This window comes from Bradyrhizobium sp. USDA 3315 (genome assembly GCF_054056795.1).
Genome location: NZ_JBSRYP010000001.1, coordinates 2479677 through 2498521 on the forward strand (window position 1 = coordinate 2479677; position 18845 = coordinate 2498521).

Genomic DNA, 18845 nt, shown 5'->3' on the forward strand with positions numbered 1-18845 from the left:
GATCCCCCTTGATCGTGCTTGTTCTTGTTTGACGCGTTTTCTTCACGCGAACCGGTACCCACTTCGCTCGAAAGCGCTCTATGCAGCCATCTCCAGAATCTCGCGAACCTGGGATGGATCGTCGATCTTGCGCGGATTGCGCGGCACCCAGGGCGTTCGCATCGCTTGCTTTGCGATCCGGTCGAAATGCTCGGGGCCGACGTGGACCTCCTGCAGGCTGCGCGGCATGCCGAGGTCGCGGATGAAGCGGTCAAGCACGTCGCCGGCGTCCGCGCCGGGTTGCCCCATCGCGGCCGCGACCAGCGCCTGCCGGTCGGCATTGTCGCGCTTGTTCCAGCGCATCACCGCGGGCAGCATCACGCACGAGGTATAGCCGTGCGGCACGTCGAACTCGGCGCCGAGCACGTAGCCGATGCCGTGGCTCGCACCCATCGGCACGCCCGAGGCGAGCGGGCCGGTCGATAGCCAGGTACCGATCTGGCAATCCATTCGCGCCGAAACATCCTTCGGGTTGGCCTTCACCCGCGGCAGGCCGGCTGCCAGCATCTCGAGCCCCTTCAGCGCCTGCGCGTCGCCGTAAGGATGCGCCTCGCGCGAGCAGATGCCTTCGACGCAATGGTCGACGGCGCGGATGCCGGTCGACAGGAACAGCCATTCCGGCGTGTGCACCGACAGTTCCGGATCGAGGATGGTGGCGCGCGGCATCACCAGCGGATGGCGCAGCATCTCCTTCTGCCGCTTGGCCTCGTTGGTGACGCCGGCGATCGACGAGAACTCGCCGCCGGCGATGGTGGTCGGCACGCTGATCTGGCGCACGGTCGGTGGGTTCATCGCGGGCGAGACGCCACCATGGGTGCGGATCGCCTCGATGCCGTCGGACGTCGTGACATTGTTGGCGAGGCAAAGCTGCACCGCCTTGGCGCCGTCGGTGATCGAGCCGCCGCCGATCGTGACGATCAAATCCGCTTTCGCGCCGCGCGCCTGCTCCGCCGCCGCGATCACCGCGGCGCGCGGCGTATGCGCCGGCATCTTGTCGAAGGTGCCGACGCAGCGGCGCCCAAGCGCCGCGCGAACCTTCTCGATCTCATCGGTCTCGCGGTTCAGCGTGCCCGACACCATCAGAAAGGCGCGCTCGGCGCCAATCCGGTCCAGCTGCTCGATGATGGCCTCACGCGCGGGCCGCCCGAACACGACCTCGTCCATGGCACCGAATACGACACGGCCTTGATGCAAGCGCCTGTCCTCCCTCAACACGGTCCGCCTTGCTGGCGGACCTTTGCGGCGAGGTTAGCGGAGGAAATCGGGGCCGTCATCAGGGCTCTGGGCCGGTGGTTTGATACGGTCGCGCCGCCCATTCCGCTGTCGTCCCTGCGAAAGTGTTTGGTCCCTGCTGATTGGTTGGATGGAATCGGTGTAGAACGAGGCGTGGCTTTTATCATGGAGCGCTTCGCGTCATGGAACTGAGCCTGCATGCGAACGCCACGACGACACCGAAGACGCGTGCCTACATCCAGCGCAGCAGGAAGTCGGTCGCCCAATTGGCGGCCGAGCTGGGGGTCAGCGAGACCACAATCTATCGCTGGCGCGGTCGCAGCACGGTCGAGGATCGCTCGCATCGGCCGAAGCACCTCACGACCAGCCTGTCCGCCCTTGAGGAACGGGCAGTGTGTGAGCTGCGGACATCGCTGCAGCTGCCGCTGGACGATATCGTCGAGGTGATGCAGCGGTGCATCAATGCCAAGCTGTCCCGCAGCGCGATCCACCGCTGCCTGCAGCGCAACGGCATCAGCCGGCTTGCCAAGCCTGACAAGCCCAGGGCCGGCGTCTTCGAAAGCGCCAACATCGGCTTCATTCATATCGACGTGAAGTATCTGCCCGCGCTGCAACGCCGCACCAGTTATGCCTTTGTCGCGATCGATCGCGCCACCCGATACCTCTTCGTCGAGATCCATTCCAGGCGAGACGGAACGACCGCGACCGGCTTCCTCGAACGCTTCCTGGCCGACTTTCCGCACGGTGTTCACACCATCCTGACCGACAACGGAGCCGAGTTCACCGACCGCTTCGCCGTCGACAAGAAGAACAAACCGGTCGGGAAGCCTTCCGGCGACCACCCCTTTGATCGGCTCTGCAAGCAGCGCGCAATCGAGCATCGCCTGACCAAGCCCTACCACCCGCAAACCAACGGCCTCGTCGAACGCTTCAACCGGCGCATCGCTGAAGCCATCGGCCGCGAACACAAACGGGGCAGCGCGCGCCGTACCTTTGTCAACCACGCCGACCGCGACGCCTTCATCGCCAAGTTCGTCCACGACTACAATCGGACCCGCCTCAAATGCCTCGGCTACCTGGCGCCAATCCAGGCCCTCGCCAATCACACGGGACCGAACACGAAAGCAGGGACCCATAACCACAGGGTTGCGTTGTTGAAGTGAGCCGTGGCCCGAGCGCTGGCTAAACAATTGGCATCGGTGGTTATGGGTCTCGGGTCGCGCGGAGCCTGTCATCGGGCGGCGCTTCGCGCCGACCCGTTGGCTTGCCCGGGACGACATCGAATATGTGGCGCTCGCGTGAGTCATACATCCGCATCCTCGCGGCGCGCTGCATCCGAGTCTTGCGTTTACTTGCCTCCCCCTGGAAGCAGAGGGCGCCCCGGAATGACGGTGAAAGCTTCAGGTCGAAATCGGATGACCGACAGAAATCTTGACGGCAACATCGCGGCGTGTGTTACACCTCGAAAGCAACAGGGACGTGCGCATGACATCGACCGTCGATCTCGCGAAACTGCATATTGACGACTTCACGCCGCATCAGGAAGCGGAGTTCGAGATGCAGGCGGAGAGGGATCGCGTCGTGCCGCTGAAGCTCGCCAAGGTCGAGCCCGCGGGCAACAGCGGCCGGCCGGGTGGCGCATTCTCGCTGCTGTTCACGGCGCCGAAGGGCGCGTGGCTGCCGCAGGCGATCTATCCGGTGCGCCATCCGGCATTGGGCGTGATGGAGATGTTCCTGGTGCCGATCGGTCCGGTCGCGGACGGCAATGGTTATCAAGCGATCTTCACCTGACGCTCTGCCGCCCGCCAGCGCATCAGGTCGTAAACGCCCTTGTCTTCCTCGGTGATGAAGCCGAGCCGCCGGTAGAGCCGCATCGCCAGGTTGAGCTTCTCGACGTGGATCGAGACGTCCTTGCCGGCGGCCTTCGCCTCGTCGATCGCGTCGCGCAGCAACGCTTCGCCGTAGCCCCTGCCGCGATGCTCGGGCAGGAAGGCGATGTCGATGATGCGGTGCTGGCTCGGCCAGCGTTCGAGATAGAACCGGCCGACGTCTTCACCCTGGCGCGCGATCACCAGCCAATCGGCGTTCGGATAGTGCTGCTGGTAGTGCGCGTGCTGGGCGCGGAATTGCTGCTCGAGAAAGGCAGCCTTGTCGGCCTCGCTCCACGGCACCGGCGCAAGTTCCTCGGCGCGCGTCGAGGCATAAAGGCGGCCGAGGAACGGCAGGTCCGCCTCCGACAGGCGGCGAAAGCCGCAACCGACTTCGGCCGCGCGCGCCCAGCCGAAGGCGGGCGTGATGGTGCCTGGCGCGTCGAGAGCCAAAACGAGCTCAGCCTCGCGCCGGGAAGACGCCCTGCAGTGCGATGCAGAAGTTCAGCGTGAGGTAAGGTTGCATGTTGTTGTGCGGAAGGTTGCCGCCCGTCATGCCGATCATGGTGGCGTTCATCTGCGTCAGTGTTGGCGCCGGGCTCCCGGGCACGTAGGCGAACGCGTTGGCCGATTTGCCGAGGATGCGGGTCGGGCTCGGGACTTGAACGTCGGCCGTGTCCTGCGTACCGACGTTCACGGGGTGGTTGTGCTGCGGTATCTGGTTTTGCAGCAGCGTTACATTGGGGGAGCCGATGGTCTCGCCGAGGTCATACAGCGACAGCCCCGGGCCCTGTCCGGGCGCCAGCGGCGCGTTGCCCTGCATGTTGGGAAGCGCGAAATTCGAGGTGCCGTTGCCGCCATAGGTGACGCCGAGCAGCGAAAACAGCGCCGTGTTCTGCGAGATCGGCAGGATCTGGCCGCTGCAGAAGGCCCAGCCCTTGGGAGCGAAGTTGAACGGAAAGATGCGGATTTCGGCGACGAAGGGGTCGGCCATGGTGTCGCGCTCCTAACCCTGGCTCGGGAAAATGCCGGACAGCGAAATGATGAAGGTGACGCAAAGCAGCGGCTGCAAATTGCTGTGCGGCAGGTTTCCGCCGGTATTCGTCAGCATTCCGCCTGCCATGGGCCCGTCGGGCGGCTGGCCGTCGATATACATCGCGATTGTGCCGGTCGTCTGATCGAGAATATTTCCCTGCGGGTTCGACGCGGTGCCGGTCTGCTTCGCGGCGATGAAGGCGTGCGAATGCTGCGGGATCGTCTGCGTCGTGAGTGTTACGTTTTCGACGCCGCCAGTCTGCCCCATGGCATAGGTCGTGCCGCTGCTGGCGGTGCCCGTGTGGATTGGCACACGGCCGCGCAGATCGGGGACCGCGAAGGTGGATTGGCCATCGCCGCCATAGGTGGTGCCGATCAGATTGAACAGCGCGTCGTACTGGGAGATCGCCAACAGGCTGCCGTCACAGAAATTCCATCCGACCGGGGCAAAGCTGCCGCCGAACATACGGATTTCGCCTAAATAGGATTCTGACATCGGCGCTTCTCGTCAATTCTGCGAGGGGAAAATGCCCTGGAGGGCAATGCTGAAATTGATCGTCAGGAACGGTTGCATGTTCTGATGGGCCTGGCTGCCGCCGGCATTGCCCACGGTCAATGGATTGAGCGGGGTGATGTCGGTCGTCGACGTGCTGTAGCCGTTGTTGAAGGCACCGAGATAGGCCCCCGAATCGAGCGGCTGGCTACCGTTGCTGTTGGTGGCGTTGGCCAAATGATTGTGCTGCGCCATCTCGTTGATCGTGAGCGTGTGGCTCTCCTCGCCGCCGCGTTGGCCGAGCGTATAGCCGGGGCCCATACTGATCGGCACCCGACCTCGAAGGTCGGGCAGGCCAAAAGTGACGCGCCCGTCCCCGCCATAGGTCGTACCTAGCAACGAGAACAGTGCCTGATTCTGAGCGATGGGAAGCAGTTGGCCGTTGCAAAATGCCCAACCCTTGGGCGCAAAGCCGAACGACATCATGCGGACTTCGGAAAGAAACGGATCGGCCATCGGTCCTCCGCGAATACGTCGTACGATTTGTGAAAAATTCGAAGCAATGATGCTGCGTGTGCAACGTCTGCACGATAACGTGTTTTTCGGCTAGTGCAACCTCAACGATTGTCTGGTTTCCGCGATTTTTTCGATTCCGCGGCCGCGCGAGCCATTCGCAGTTCGCGACGAGACGGTATCGCTGCTGACGGGACCGTTGTCACGAATCGGACATGTCCAAGCGGACATCATGAGGCGATTGAAGTTTGCCGGGTCGACGGAAGCGCGGATCCCATCCATCTGAGGCAAGCCTGCCGGAACGCTTCGGCAGGCGTTGTGTAGTCGATACGGTGCCCGGTCAGACGATCAGGTCATGGTGCAGCTGGGCGTGGTTGTCGGTCGGCGTGCCGCCCATGGCGGCAAACGTCGCCTCATGGCCGACCCACCATGGGGTGCCGGCATTGGCGTGCCCGCTGAACAGATCGGACCAGGTCTGGGTGTTCGCGGCCAGGTCCGCGTGGCTCGTGCTGGCCTGCGACGGCGTCTGGGTGAACGACGAGAAGTCGAAGCCGTCGCGGTTCAGAGTCGAGGATGTGTTGCTCTGCATGGGCATCGCCTTCGCCGATCCCACGTTGGCCTGCGTGACATCCGCGGCGGTTGGGAGCCGCCGCTCGCCGTCGGTGAGACTGATATACATCAGGTCGTTGGCATCGGATGACGACGTCAGGTCGGGGAGGCCGAGCACGTGTCCCAACTCATGGACCACGGCGGTCAATAGATCGAGATGACCGGCTGCGGCCGTCGACGAATCGGTCTGCAGATCGGAGCCGGAAGCATTGAGCGCGTGGGGGAACTCAAAATTGTCAAACGGTGTCGAATCGACGAACCAGCCATGGCCGGCGGCATCGGCATCGATCGTAATGTGGCCGGCGCTTTCCAGGCCGACCACCTGGCCGGCGAGATCAGCGACGCTGAAGGTGACGGCATGCAGCGCGGCCAGTTGATCCGCGTCCACGCCAGCCTTTGCCCATTGGGTAATGGCCGCCGAGACGACCGAGTCGAGCTGGCTTTGCGTCAGGTGGGTTTCACCCGGGGTCGCGACGGCGGCCTGCACGCCGCCATCCGCGGCGAGCAGCGGCGACGAGCCGAAGCCGTTGGTGCTGCCCGCCGTGACGCTGATGGTCGGCGCCGTGGTGACCGTATTGTGCGCCAGGACGTAGCTCGAGATTGCGGCGGTATCGGTCGCGCCGCCGCCATAGGACGAGCCGTCGCCCGCGTGCAGGCCGACGGTGGTGGCAAACCGATCGCGCAGCCGGATGTCGGTGCCGGTCGCGCCCGAACCGAGGAACTGATTTTCCTGGGCGCCGGTGCCGCCCAGCGTCAGCGAGACGCTCTGCGCATCGCCCGCGACCGTGCCGGCATTAAGTTCGAAGCCATGAGCGCCGAACGCACCCGGGTTGGACACCGTGTTGCCCATGACGATCGCGGTCAATAGGGCGTTGCCGCCGTTCGCAGCGTCACCGGTCTGCAGTTCGATTCCGTCGTTGTTGTACTGATACAGATGATTGTTGGTGATCGTGACGCTGGAATTGGCCCCGCCCATCGTGACGAAGCCGATGTCACTGCCCTGGGCGGAGCCGCTGTTGGCGACGCCGGCGACGCCGATCGTGTTGGAATCGATCGTGCCGTTGAACGAGCTTGCTCCTGATCCCGTGCTGATGCCGAGCGCGGTGCCGAGGGCATCACGCATGGTATTGTTAGCGATGTTGAAGGTCAGGTTGGCGTGGTCGCCGGTCCCGCCGGAGCTGATGGTGATGCCGCCGCCGCCCGAGACGATATTCTGGTTGTTGTTCGAGAAACTGTTTCCGTTCAGCACGAGGTCCGAGTTGACGCCGCCGTGCAGATCGAGCTGGAACAGGTCGCCGCGCGCCGACGTGAATGTCGAATTCTGGACGGTCGCGTTGAATGTTCCGTCGGTGGCCTGGAACACCAGGGCATCGCCCGAGCTGTTTCCGGCCGCCGAATTGGTCGCGAAGGTCGAGCCGGTAATGGTGATGCGGTTGAGTGTCTGACCGCTGTTGTTGAAGACGTGGAACGCATCGAGCGCTGCGCCCGTGAAGGTCGAATTCGTTACCGACGCCGTGCCGGACAGGCCGGTGAAGTAGACGTCGCCCTCGCCGATGCCGCCGACGTTGGTGCCGTTGGTGCCGGTCACCGTGGTGTTGCCGAGGGTAAAGCCGGTGACGCTGGTGCCGACGATGCCGTAGTTCTGGAAGTCGTGCATCGCCAGATAGGACAGCTGAACGTCCTTGGTGTTGTTCAGGTAGACGCCGCTGCCCTGCGTGGTGCTGCCGTCGGCGCCGGTCTTGTTGGCGATGGTGCCGCCGCTGCCCGCCGTCGAACCGTCGCCGGTGATGTGCAGGCCGCCATTGCCGGCGGCCGTGCCGGTATTCGACAGGATGATGCCGTTGTTGGACCCGCCGCTCGAGGTGATGCTCTTGAGGATGAGGTTGGACGAGCCGATCTGGGTGTTCTCGACATCGAGCGCGGTGCCGGTGCCCGACGTGATGGAGTTGTTGGTGCCGGTCAGCGTGATGGTGCCGCCATGGGTGAAGCTCATGCCGGTGCCGCTGGCAGTCTTGACCGTGATGTCGGACATCGTGACGGTGCCGACATTGTTGTTGTCGTCGCTGATGCCCATGCCGGTCGAGGCCGAGGTATCGATGCTGACGCCGCTGATGCTGTGGCCCGAGGTGCCGAGCAGGTCGATACCGTTGTCGGCGCCGGTCACCTTGATCACCGGATCGGTGCCGGTCGCGGTATTGGCGGTCACCACGGCGCCGGTCACCGGATTGGTGAACGTCAGGGAGTGACTGCCGCCGACCAGGTTGACGCCATTGGCGAGGTTGATGCCGTTGGCCTCGGTATAGGTGCCGGACCTCAGCACGACATAGTCGCCAGAGCCGGCCGGATTCGCCGCGTTGTAGGCGGCGATCGAGGTGTATGGATCGGCCGCGGTGCCGAGATTGGCGCTGTTGGCCAACGCCGTGGGCGAGTTGTCGATATAGAACACCTGCGGCACGACGCCGACGTGGAAGGTCTGGGCGCCCGACGTGAGCGGCCCGCCGGTGCCGGTGTTGCCGTTGTCGTTGATGTTCAGCGTGACGGTATCCGAGCCGGTGAAGCCGTCGTCGCTGTTGTATGTCAAGGTCGCCAGCGCGGTGTTGACCTGTGCGACGGTGCCGGTCAGCGTCACCGTGTGGCTGCTGTTGTTGGTGGAGCTGGCGAGCCCGGCGGTATTGAAGGTCAGGTTCGCATGGCTTGAGGCAATCGTCGCCGTGACATTGCCGCTGGCGGCATCGATGTCGGCGACCGAAAGTCCTGAAATCGCGAAGTCGGTGTGCGAGAATGCCGTGCCGATCGAATTATCCGCCGGCACCGACGCGGTGGGTCCGTCGTCCACGGCGGTGACGCTTCCCGTCGTCGATCCCGTCCCGGTGTTGCTGCCGCCATTCGCGGTACCGCCGTCGTCGTGCACGGTCAGGCTGTAGGAACGCGCGGTGGTGTCCGGGTTTTCGCTGGTGTTGTTGAACTGGATCAGGTCCAGCGCCGCATTGTAGTGCGCAAGCGTGTCGGTACCGGTGAAGCTGATCGTTTCGGTACCGGCGGTGCTGGTGATCTCGAAGTGGATGCCGCCGATATCGCCGCTGTTGCCGGCGTGGCCTGCGATCGACAGCGCATCCGACGGCTTCAGATTGTTCAGAACGAAGGTCGCATCGGTCAGGTTATTGCCTTCGGCGTCCGTGATCGTCAGGTTCGGCGTGATCGTGACCGGCGTCGAGTTCGCTGCCGGCGTGCCGTTCGGCGGCTCGGAGAAGCCGGTGATGGCACCGAAGCTCACGACCGGCGCATCGTTGACCGGCGTGACGTGGATGGTCGAGGTCGAGGTGTTGCTGCTGTCGGTGCCGTCGGTGACCGTAAAGCTGACGGTGCGATCCGCCCCGGATGGGTTGTCGCTCGAGTTGAAATAGGTGATGGAATCGAGCGCGGCCTTGTAGTTGGCGACGCTGGAGGAGCCGGATAGCGTCAGAACGCCGGTCCCGGAATTGTACGAGCCGGTGATGCCGTTCTGGTTGACGAAGCCCAGCACGTCCTGGCCGGCGGCGAAGCCGCCGGTGATCTGCACCGTCGCGCCGGTCAGATTGGCGCTGTCGACGTCGGTCACGTTGACCGACGCATCGATCACGGTCGCGGCCTGGTTTTCGGTGTAGTTCAGCGTGCCGCCGGCGGTCGTGACCGGCGGATCGTTGACCGGCGTGACGTTGATGGTGCCGGTGATCGGCGTGGAGGTCGCCGTGCCGTCGTTTGCGATGATCGTGACGGTGCGCGCCAGGCCCGACGGATTGTCGCTGGTGTTCTGATAGGTCACCGAGGCGAGCGCCGCCCGATAATCGGCGACGCTGGCGGTGCCTGTCAGCGTCAGCATGCCGGTTCCCGCATTGAACGAGCCGGTGATGCCGTTCTGGGACGTAAACGCGAGGACGTCCTGACCGTTCGCGTAGTTGCCGGTGATCTGCACCGTCGCGCCGGTCAGCGTAGTGTTGTCGACGTCGGACACGATGATCGCCGGGTCGAACGCGGTCGCGGCGTGGTTCTCGGTGTAATTGAGGGTGTGACCGGCGGTGACGACGGGCGGGTCGTTGACCGGGGTGACGTTGATGGTGTCGGTGACCGGCGAGCTGTCGAGCGTGCCGTCATTGGTCGTGATGGTGACGGTGCGCGCCAGCCCGGACGGATTGTCGCTGCTGTTGATGTAAGTCACCGACGCCAGCGCGGCCTGGTAGTTCGCGACGCTGGAGGAGCCGGTCAGCGTCAGCGTTCCGGTCGCGGCATTGAACGAGCCGGTGATGCCGTTCTGGTTGGTGAAGCCGAGGACATCCTGGCCGCTGGCATAGTTGCCGGTGATCTGCACCGTCGCGGACACCAGATTGGCGTCATCGCCGTCGGTAACGGTGATCGCCGAATCGATCACGGTCGCGGCCTGGTTCTCGGTGTAGTTCAGCGTGTGGCCGGCGGTGACGACCGGCGCCTGGTCGACCACGACGGCGATGGTGAAGGTCTGCTGGCTGTGCAGCGTACCGTCGCTCGCATCGACCGTGACGTCATAGGACGGGTCGGCAATGTTGATCTTGCTGGGATCGGCGACCGTGATCTTGCCGGTGGTCGCATCGATGGTGAAGCCGCCGCCGGAAGTGTCGCCGACCAGCGAATAGGTCACGGCGGGGCCGTTGACGTCCGTCGAGGATGCCGTGACGCTGGTTCCCGCGCCGACCGGTGCGTTGACCGCAACGCGGTTGGCGCCGGCGTCGGCATCGACCGGGGTCGACGGCGCGACGTCGGTGACGGCGATGGTGAAGGTCTGCGAGCTCGTGAGCAAACCGTCGCTGGCCTGCGCGGTGACGGTGTAGGCGTGCCCGGCCGGGCTTTCGTAATCGATCTTGGAGCTGTCCGCGACGGTGATGACGCCCGTCGTCGCGTTGATGGTGAAGCCGCCGCCGGAGGTGTCGCCGATCAGCGACCAGGTCACGGCCGGGCCGTTGACGTCGGTTGCCGCCGCGGTGATGCCGACGGTCGAGCCGTTGGCAGCGCCTTCGGCGATCGTGTTGGTGCCGGCGTCGGCATCGACCGGGGTCGACGGTGCGGCGTCGTTGACGGCGATGGTGAAGCTCTGCGAGCTCGCCAGCGTGCCGTCGCTGGCCTGCGCGGTCACCGTGTAGGAATGGGTCGGGCCGCTGCCCTCATAATCGATCTTGGTCGGGTCGGCGACGGTGATGACGCCGGTCGTCGGGTCGATGGTGAAGCCGCCGCCGGAGGTGTCGCCGATCAACGACCAGGTCACGGCCGGGCCGTTGACGTCGGTCGCGTGCGCGGTGATGCCGACCGCAGTGCCCGCAGCCGCGCCTTCGACAACGCTGTTGGCGGCGGCGTCGCCGTCGACCGGGGTCGATGGCGCAACATCCGCGATGTTGATGGTGAAGGTCTGCGAACTCGCCAGCGTGCCGTCGCTGGCTTGCGCGGTGACGGTGTAGCTGCCGCCCGAGCTTTCGAAATCGAGCTTGCTCGAATCGGCGACCGTGACGACGCCGGTTGCGGCATTGATGGTGAAGCCGCCGCCGGAGCTGTCGCCGATCAGCGAATAGGTCACGGCCGGACCGTTGATGTCGGTCGCCGACGCGGTGATGCCGACGGTCGAGCCGTTGGCTGCGCCTTCAATGACGGTGTTGGCGCCGGCGTCGGAGTCGACCGGGGTCGACGGCGCGACGTCGGTGACGGCGATCGTAAAGGTTTGCGAGCTCGCCGTCGTGCCGTCGCTGGCCTGCGCGGTGACGGTGTAGGAATGGGTCGGACCGCTGCTCTCGTAATCGAGCTTGGTGCTATCCGCGACGGTGATGACGCCGGTTGTCGCGTCGATGGTGAAGCCGCCGCCGGAGGTGTCGCCGATCAGCGTATAGGTCACCGGCGGGCCGTTGACGTCGATCGACGACGCCGTGACACCGACGGTCGAGCCGTTGGCCGCGCCTTCGGCGATCGCATTGGCGCTGGTGTCGCTGTCGACCGGGGTCGACGGCGGGGCTTCGGTGACGGCGATGGTGAAGGTCTGCGAGGTCGCAAGGGTGCCGTCGCTGGCCTGCGCGGTGACGGTATAGGCGTGGCCGGGCGCGCTTTCGTAATCGAGCTTGCTCGGGTCGGCGACGGTGATGACGCCCGTTGTCGCGTTGATGGTGAAGCCGCCGCCGGAAGTGTCGCCGGTCAGCGAATAGGTCACCGCCGGGCCGTTGATGTCGGTCGAGGATGCGGTGACGCCGACCGTGGTGCCGACGGCCGCGCCTTCGACGACGGTATTCGCGGCAGCATTGCTGTCGACCGGGGCCGACGGCGCAACGTCGGTGACGTTGACGGTAAAGGTCTGCGTGCTGGTCTGCGTGCCGTCGCTGGCCTGCGCGGTGATCGTGTAGGCGTGGCCGGGCGCGGTTTCGAAATCGACCTTGGTGGGATCGGCGACGGTGACGACGCCGGTCGCGGCGTTGATGGTGAGGCCGTGGGCATCGCCGACCAGCGAATAGGTCACGGTGCCGCCATTGATGTCGGTGGCGTGCGCGGTGATGCCGACGGCGGTGCCGATGGCGGCGCCTTCGACCACTGTGTTGGTCGCGGCGTCAGAGTCGGTGGGAGCCGACGGCGGGGCGTCGGTCACGCCGATCGTGAAGGTTTGCGTCGTCGTGGTCGCGCCACTCGTCGCCTGCACCGTGATGGTGTAGGCGTGGCCCGGCGCGCTCTCGTAATCGAGCTTGTTCGGATCGGCGACGGTGACGACACCCGTCGTGGCATTGATGGTGAAGCCGCCGCCGGAGGTGTCGCCGGTCAGCGAATAGGTGGTTGCGGGGCCGTTCGGATCGACCGCGGAGGCGGTGATGCCGACCAGCGTATTGACGGCAGCGCCTTCGACGACGCTGTTGGCGGTGGCATTGACGTCGACCGGGGTGCTGACCGCCACGTCGTTGACGTTGATCGTGAAGCTCTGCGAGCTGACGCCGCCATGGCCGTCGCTGGCCTGGATCGTGATGGTGTAGGCGTGACCCGGCGCGGTCTCGAAGTCGATCTTGGCGGAATTGGCGACGGTGACGATGCCGGTGGTGGGATCGATCTTGAAGCCGCCATTGGAGGAATCCGATGTCAGCGAGTAGGTGACGCCGGGGCCGTTGACGTCGGCCGACGACGCGGTAATGCCGACCGAGGTGTTGACCGCGGCGCCCTCGTTGACGGCGTTGGCGGTGGCGTTGCCGTCGGTCGGTGTCGAGGGCGGCGCATTGCTGATCGCGATCGTGAAGCTTTGCGACGAGACGAAGATTCCGTCGGTCGCCTGCACATAGACGACGTAGCTGCCGCCGGAGCTCTCGAAATCGACCTTGGATGGATCGGCAATCGACACCACGCCGGTATTCGGATCGACCTTGAAGCCGCCATGCGAGGAATCGGACACCAGCGAATAGGTGACCGGAAGACCGATCAGGCTGGTGGATTGCGCGGTGATGCCGACCGATGTATTGGCTGCGGCGCCCTCAACGACCGTGTTGGCGCCGGAATTGGCGTCGGTCGGAGGTGACAGGAAGCCGAGCACCGGCGGCCACGGCGTGCCGGGAGGACAGCCCAGATAAAGATATTGCAGACCATACGTATTGACGAACGCCTGCGCGGCCGGATCCAGAATGATATTGCCGCTCGGATCGAGATGAAGCTCGGGGCGGGTTAAACCACCGATTGTATAGGCAGGTATGGTCGTCATGAGCACTCCCGCGATCGGCGTGAAAGCCGATCAACTAACTACAATTTTTGGGGACGACGAGGTGTGAAGCAGTTCACACGTTGAGGTTGATCACTTGCGATCCGAGATCGCACCGGTCCGCTCGCAATATGCGGACACCGCGACGGTTGCGGAGTCCCGACATCAGCAAGTTCAAATGCGCTTGCCATTACGTAATCGCTTCCACTCACTCACGCCGCGAGAAAAGCCCAATGAATGTTCGAGAAAAGCGCGGCGGCCAAGAAAATTTACCGGTTGGCAACCACGACCGTATTGTCGATGCTTCCGAGTGTCAATGTGTGTCCACGTGACATCGCGTCGTTAACCACGATTCGGCCATGCAGCGGGAGGTAGAGTGTGGTAACTCACCATTTTTAATCTTGTGCGACCCCCGGTAGTTTCTGCGCCGCAGACGGAATTGGCGTTGTGTGACGAACATGTGTCGATGATTCGCCTTGTGATTGAGTCCCGGCAAGCCGTCTGTGATCTCTCCTCACCCGAAAGGCCAGTGAATCTGTCCCTTCCTGTCGTCACGGCTTCGCGATCACGTCGTAAGGCTTTCAGATTGCGCAACTATTTGCTTGATCCGGCGGCCATCTTGAACAGACTGGGGAGCGGCTACATCTGTGACGTCCGCTGCCGCGACATTGCGGTGGTCCATCCGCGTTGAATCACCGCAAGTTTAATTGCGACTTTCGTAGCCCTGCACTGATCCTTGGGGAGAGGGAATTGAGTTCGATTGACAGAACGGGGCGTGTGGCTCCGGTGACCGGCGTCGAGCGTCATTCGCTTCGCCGCCATGCCTCACGCGGCCTGTCGCTCAGGCCTTGGCTTGGCCTTGCGCCGATCGGGCTGCTGGCGGCGCTGGCGCTCGGCGGCTGCGACAACAAGAGCGCGCAATCGCAGGCCGCGCCTCCGCCGCCACCTGTGACCGTCGCGCAGCCGGTCAAGCGCACCGTCACCGACTGGGACGAGTTCACCGGCCGCTTCGAGGCGATCGAGGAGGTTCAGGTCCGCGCGCGTGTCGGCGGCTTCGTCAACAGCGTCGAGTTCAAGGATGGTGCGATCGTCCACGCCGGCGATCTGCTCTACATTATCGACCCGCGGCCGTTCGAGGCTGTCGTGCTGCAGGCCGAAGGCCAGCTCGCCGACGCGCGGGCCAAGGGGGAGCTTGCCAAGCGCGATCTCGAGCGCGGGCTGAACCTGGTGCAGACCAGCGCGGTCTCGGAGCAGGTCGTCGATCAGCGCCGTCAGGCATTGCAGGCGGCGCGCGCCGCCGAGACCCAGGCCGAAGGCACGTTGAAGGCCGCGCAGCTCAATGTCGAATTCACCCATGTGCTGGCGCCGATCACCGGCCGCGTCAGCCGGCATCTGGTGACTCCGGGCAATCTCGTGCAGGGCAGCGAGGGCGGCGCGACGCTGCTGACCTCGATCGTGTCGCTCGATCCGATCTACATCTATTTCGACGTCGACGAGGCGACCTATCAGCGCAACAGCAAGCTGTGGTTCGAAGGCAGGCGGCCGAGCTCGCGCGACACGGCGAACCCGGTGCAGATCGCGTTGACCGGCGAAACCAAGCCCTCGCATGAGGGCAAGATGGACTTCCTCGACAATCGGCTCGACGTCTCGACCGCGACCTTGCGCAGCCGCGCGGTCGTTCCGAACAAGGATCTGTCGGTTCTGCCCGGCCAGTTCGGCCGCGTCCGCATCATCGGCTCGTCGCCCTATGAGGCGCTGTTGATCCCGGACAGCGCGGTTGCCACCGACCAGTCGCGTAAGATCGTGTTCGTGGTCAAGGACGACAACACGGTGGAAGCAAGAGCGGTCACGCTCGGGCCGCTCGACGATGGCCTGCGCGTCGTCCGCGAAGGCCTCAAGGCGGAGGATCACGTGATCGTCGACGGCCTGCAGCGCGCCCGCGTCGGCGCCAAGGTGACGCCGAAGATGGCGCAGGCTCCGGCGGATTCCAAGCCCGCGGCAGGCGACAAGCCCGCGGCCGCTGACAAGCCCGCCGCAGGTGCCAAACCATGAATCTCGGCAGGCTTTCCATCAACCAGCCCATCCTCGCGATGGTGCTGTCGATCGTGCTGCTGATCGTCGGCGCGATCGCCTATCCGACGCTGCCGGTCTCGGAATATCCGCAAGTGGTGCCGCCGACCGTCGTCGTCACCACGCAATATCCGGGCGCCTCGGCGCAGACCGTGTCCGACACCGTCGCCGCTCCGATCGAGCAGGAGATCAACGGAGTCGAGGACATGCTGTATCTCTACAGCCAGGCGACGTCGAACGGCCAGCTCACCATCACCGCGACCTTCAAGCTCGGCACCGACCTCGACAAGGCCCAGGTGCTGGTGCAGAACCGCGTCGCGATCGCGCAGCCGCGGCTGCCCGAAGAGGTGCAGCGCAACGGCGTGACCACGCGCAAGAACTCGCCCGACATCCTGATGGTCGTGTTCATGCTGTCGCCCGACGACACGTTCGACCAGCTCTACATCTCCAACTACGCGCTGCTGCAGGTCCGCGACCAGCTGTTGCGGCTCGATGGCGTCGGCGACATCCAGATGTTCGGCGCGCGCGACTATTCGATGCGGCTGTGGCTCGATCCCGACCGGATCGCCAATCTCGGCCTGACCTCGACCGAGGTGCTGGCGGCGATCCGGGCGCAGAACCTGCAGATCGCCGGCGGCCAGATCGCCGAGCCGCCGATCGCCGATCGCGCATTCCAGCCGAACCTCGTCTTCACCGGCCGCCTCAAGGACATCAGGCAGTTCGAGGACATCGTGGTGAAGGCCGGCTCCGACGGCCGCACGGTACGTCTGCGCGACGTCGCCCGCGTCGAGCTCGGTGCGCTGTCCTACGCCACCAACAGCTTCCTGCTGCGCAAATCCGCCGTCGCGCTGCTGGTGACGCAACGGCCCGGATCGAACGCGCTCGCCACAGCCAAGAGCATCTCCGACACGATGGAGCGGATGAAGGCGAGTTTCCCGAAGGGGCTCGACTACAATATCGGCTACAACCCGACCGAATTCATCGCCCAATCGGTCCACGAGCTGATCAAGACGATCTACGAGGCCATGGCGCTCGTCGTCATCGTGGTGCTGGTGTTCCTGCAGGGATGGCGGCCTGCGATCATCCCGATCATCGCGATCCCGGTGTCGCTGGTCGGCACCTTCGCGGTGATGGCGGCGCTCGGCTTCTCGATCAACAATCTGACGCTGTTCGGCCTCGTGCTGGCGGTCGGCATCGTGGTCGACGACGCCATCGTGGTGGTCGAAAATGTCGAGCGGCATCTCGAGCACGGCATGAGCAGGCGCGACGCTGCGCTCAAGACCATGGAGGAGGTCGGCGGCGCGCTGGTCTCGATCGCGCTCGTGCTGTGCGCGGTGTTCGTGCCGACCGCCTTCCTCGGCGGCATTTCCGGGCAGTTCTTCCAGCAATTTGCGGTGACGATCGCGGTCGCGACCGCGATCTCCTGCTTCTGCTCGCTGACCCTGTCGCCGGCGCTGGCCTCGCAGATCCTGGTGCCGCATGAGGAGAAACGCCCGCCGGCGCGCTGGAACATCATCGCGCGCGGCTGGGACAGCTTCACCGCGCTGTTCAACCGGGTGTTTGACCGGCTCGCGCACGGCTATGCATCGGTGGCCGACTTCGTGATCCGGCATACGGTGGTGATGCTTGCGCTCTACCTCGTACTGATCGGCAGCGCCGGCTGGCTGCTCGCGACCACCTCGCAGGGCTTCATTCCGGCGCAGGACCGCGGCTACGTCATCATCTCGGCGCAGCTGCCGGGCGCCGCGTCGCTGGCGCGGACCACCGCTGTTGTGCGCGAGATCGAGCGGATTGCGCTGGATACGCCGGGCATCGTTCGCGTCGCGGCTTTCGCCGGCTTCTCCGGTGCGACGCGCACGCAGCAGGGTAACGCCGCGGCGCTGTTCCCGGTATTCGACGAGCCGGAGGCGCGCCTGAAGAAGGGGCTGACGGCGAACGCGATCACGGCCGAATTGCGCAAGCGTCTCTCGGTGATCCAGGGCGCCTTCATCATCGTCATTCCGCCGCCGGCCGTGCCCGGCATCGGCACCGGTGGCGGCTTCACCATCCGTGTCCAGGATCGCCAGGGGCGCGGACCCGAACTGCTGGCTTCCGCGACCGATGAACTGGTGACAGCCGCGCGCAAATCGCCGTCTCTCACGTCGGTGTTCTCGCCGTTCACCGCGAACACGCCGCAGCTGTTCGTCGACATTGATCGCGTCAAGGCGCAGAAGCTCGGGGTGCCGATCGCCAACATTAACGACACGATCCAGACCTATTTTGGTTCGACCTATGTCAACGACTTCAACCTGTTCGGCCGCACCTATCACGTTACCGCGCAAGCCGATCTGCCGTTCCGGAAAGACAGCCCCGATCTCGCAAGGCTGCGCACCCGCAACGTCGCCGGCGACATGGTGATGCTCGGCAGCATCGTGGACTTCAAGGACGTCTCGGGACCCGACCGCGTCGCGCGCTACAATCTGTACTCGGCGTCCGAACTGCAGGGTGAGCCGGCACCCGGCGTGAGCTCGACGACGGCGCTCAACACCATCAAGCAGCTCGCCGACCAGACATTGCCGAGCGGCTTTTCGTTCGAGTGGACCGACCTGTCCTATCAGCAGGTGACCGGCGCCAATGCCGGCCTCTACGTGTTCCCGATCTGCGTGCTGTTCGTCTATCTGGTGCTGGCCGCGCAATATGGCAGCTGGACATTGCCGTTCGCGGTGATCCTGATCGTGCCGATGTGCCTGTTCGCGGCCACGATCGGCGTGCGCCTGATGGGCCAGGACGTCAACATCCTGACCCAGATCGGCTTCGTGGTGCTGGTGGGGCTGGCCGCCAAGAACGCGATCCTGATCGTCGAGTTCGCACGCGACATCGAGCTCGAGGGGAGGTCGCGGCTGGACGCGGTGATCGAGGCTTGCCGGCTCCGTCTGCGGCCGATCCTGATGACCTCGTTCGCCTTCATCCTCGGCGTGCTGCCGCTGGTGGTGTCGACCGGTTCGGGCTCGGAGATGCGGCAGGCGGTCGGCGTTGCCGTGTTCTTCGGCATGCTCGGCGTCACCCTGTTCGGCCTGGTCTTCACGCCGATCTTCTACATGGTGGTGCGCAACCTCGCGGAAGGAAAGAACGAGGGCAAGCCGGCCGAGCCCAAGGCAACCGTGGCGGGGTGAGGGCGGCACCCAACGTTCCGCAGCAGCAAGTCCTTCCCCGTCATCCTGAGGAGCCTGCGAAGCAGGCGTCTCGAAGGACGCACGGCCACCGGCCGGGCCGTCGACCCCTCGAGACGCGC

Annotated in this window: 10 protein-coding genes; 4 read left to right on the forward strand and 6 right to left on the reverse strand. The window is 64.8% G+C overall.

Features of this window, described 5'->3' with window-relative positions; genetic code table 11:
• Positions 1-78: 78 nt before the first annotated feature.
• Entirely contained in the window at positions 79-1233 is a 1155-nt protein-coding gene (locus ACVIYL_RS11355) for an iron-containing alcohol dehydrogenase (protein ID WP_456778568.1), read from the reverse strand.
• Between the two features lie 221 nt (positions 1234-1454).
• Here ACVIYL_RS11355 and ACVIYL_RS11360 point away from each other — a divergent pair, with 221 nt between their 5' ends.
• Together ACVIYL_RS11360 and ACVIYL_RS11365 are read left to right on the forward strand one after the other, a co-directional pair.
• On the forward strand, positions 1455-2435 hold the full coding sequence (locus tag ACVIYL_RS11360; RefSeq protein ID WP_456778569.1) for an IS481 family transposase: 981 nt from the start codon (positions 1455-1457) through the stop codon (positions 2433-2435).
• Between the two features lie 322 nt (positions 2436-2757).
• The gene (locus tag ACVIYL_RS11365) at positions 2758-3063 is read left to right on the forward strand and encodes a DUF6916 family protein (RefSeq protein WP_456778570.1); all 306 of its coding nucleotides are present in this window, start codon (positions 2758-2760) and stop codon (positions 3061-3063) included.
• Here the strand turns inward: ACVIYL_RS11365 and ACVIYL_RS11370 are convergent.
• From ACVIYL_RS11370 to ACVIYL_RS11390, 5 genes are all read right to left on the reverse strand, one after another.
• Positions 3045-3593, reverse strand: coding sequence for an N-acetyltransferase family protein (locus tag ACVIYL_RS11370; protein WP_456778571.1), 549 nt, complete (start codon positions 3591-3593; stop codon positions 3045-3047). The two genes, ACVIYL_RS11365 and ACVIYL_RS11370, sit on opposite strands and share 19 nt — an antisense overlap.
• A gap of 7 nt (positions 3594-3600) precedes the next feature.
• Complete coding sequence (locus tag ACVIYL_RS11375) at positions 3601-4134, reverse strand: phage tail protein (protein ID WP_057021215.1); 534 nt, start codon at positions 4132-4134, stop codon at positions 3601-3603.
• Between the two features lie 12 nt (positions 4135-4146).
• Positions 4147-4671: a phage tail protein gene (locus ACVIYL_RS11380; RefSeq protein WP_076834878.1), complete on the reverse strand. Its 525-nt coding sequence runs from the start codon at positions 4669-4671 to the stop codon at positions 4147-4149.
• Positions 4672-4683: 12 nt separating this feature from the next.
• Entirely contained in the window at positions 4684-5184 is a 501-nt protein-coding gene (locus ACVIYL_RS11385) for a phage tail protein (protein ID WP_225162022.1), read from the reverse strand.
• 337 nt (positions 5185-5521) lie between these two features.
• Positions 5522-13507 (reverse strand): cadherin domain-containing protein, encoded by a 7986-nt coding sequence (locus ACVIYL_RS11390; protein WP_456778572.1) that lies wholly within the window; start codon positions 13505-13507, stop codon positions 5522-5524.
• Positions 13508-14338: 831 nt separating this feature from the next.
• On the opposite strand from ACVIYL_RS11390, the gene ACVIYL_RS11395 reads away from it, so the two are divergent.
• Both ACVIYL_RS11395 and ACVIYL_RS11400 read left to right on the forward strand, forming a co-directional pair.
• Positions 14339-15556, forward strand: coding sequence for an efflux RND transporter periplasmic adaptor subunit (locus ACVIYL_RS11395; RefSeq protein WP_225643246.1), 1218 nt, complete (start codon positions 14339-14341; stop codon positions 15554-15556).
• Positions 15553-18726 (forward strand): efflux RND transporter permease subunit, encoded by a 3174-nt coding sequence (locus ACVIYL_RS11400; protein WP_225642972.1) that lies wholly within the window; start codon positions 15553-15555, stop codon positions 18724-18726. The genes ACVIYL_RS11395 and ACVIYL_RS11400 overlap by 4 nt, the downstream gene beginning before the upstream one ends.
• The last annotated feature ends 119 nt before the right edge of the window (positions 18727-18845 follow it).

Bases quoted from the DNA above. Each gene is read 5' to 3' on its own strand.
- ACVIYL_RS11360 (WP_456778569.1), top strand. From the start codon at position 1,455: ATGGAACTGAGCCTGCATGCGAACGCCACGACGACACCGAAGACGCGT.
- ACVIYL_RS11385 (WP_225162022.1), bottom strand. From the start codon at position 5,184: ATGGCCGATCCGTTTCTTTCCGAAGTCCGCATGATGTCGTTCGGCTTT.
- ACVIYL_RS11400 (WP_225642972.1), top strand. From the start codon at position 15,553: ATGAATCTCGGCAGGCTTTCCATCAACCAGCCCATCCTCGCGATGGTG.
- ACVIYL_RS11390 (WP_456778572.1), bottom strand. From the start codon at position 13,507: ATGACGACCATACCTGCCTATACAATCGGTGGTTTAACCCGCCCCGAG.
- ACVIYL_RS11380 (WP_076834878.1), bottom strand. From the start codon at position 4,671: ATGTCAGAATCCTATTTAGGCGAAATCCGTATGTTCGGCGGCAGCTTT.
- ACVIYL_RS11375 (WP_057021215.1), bottom strand. From the start codon at position 4,134: ATGGCCGACCCCTTCGTCGCCGAAATCCGCATCTTTCCGTTCAACTTC.
- ACVIYL_RS11365 (WP_456778570.1), top strand. From the start codon at position 2,758: ATGACATCGACCGTCGATCTCGCGAAACTGCATATTGACGACTTCACG.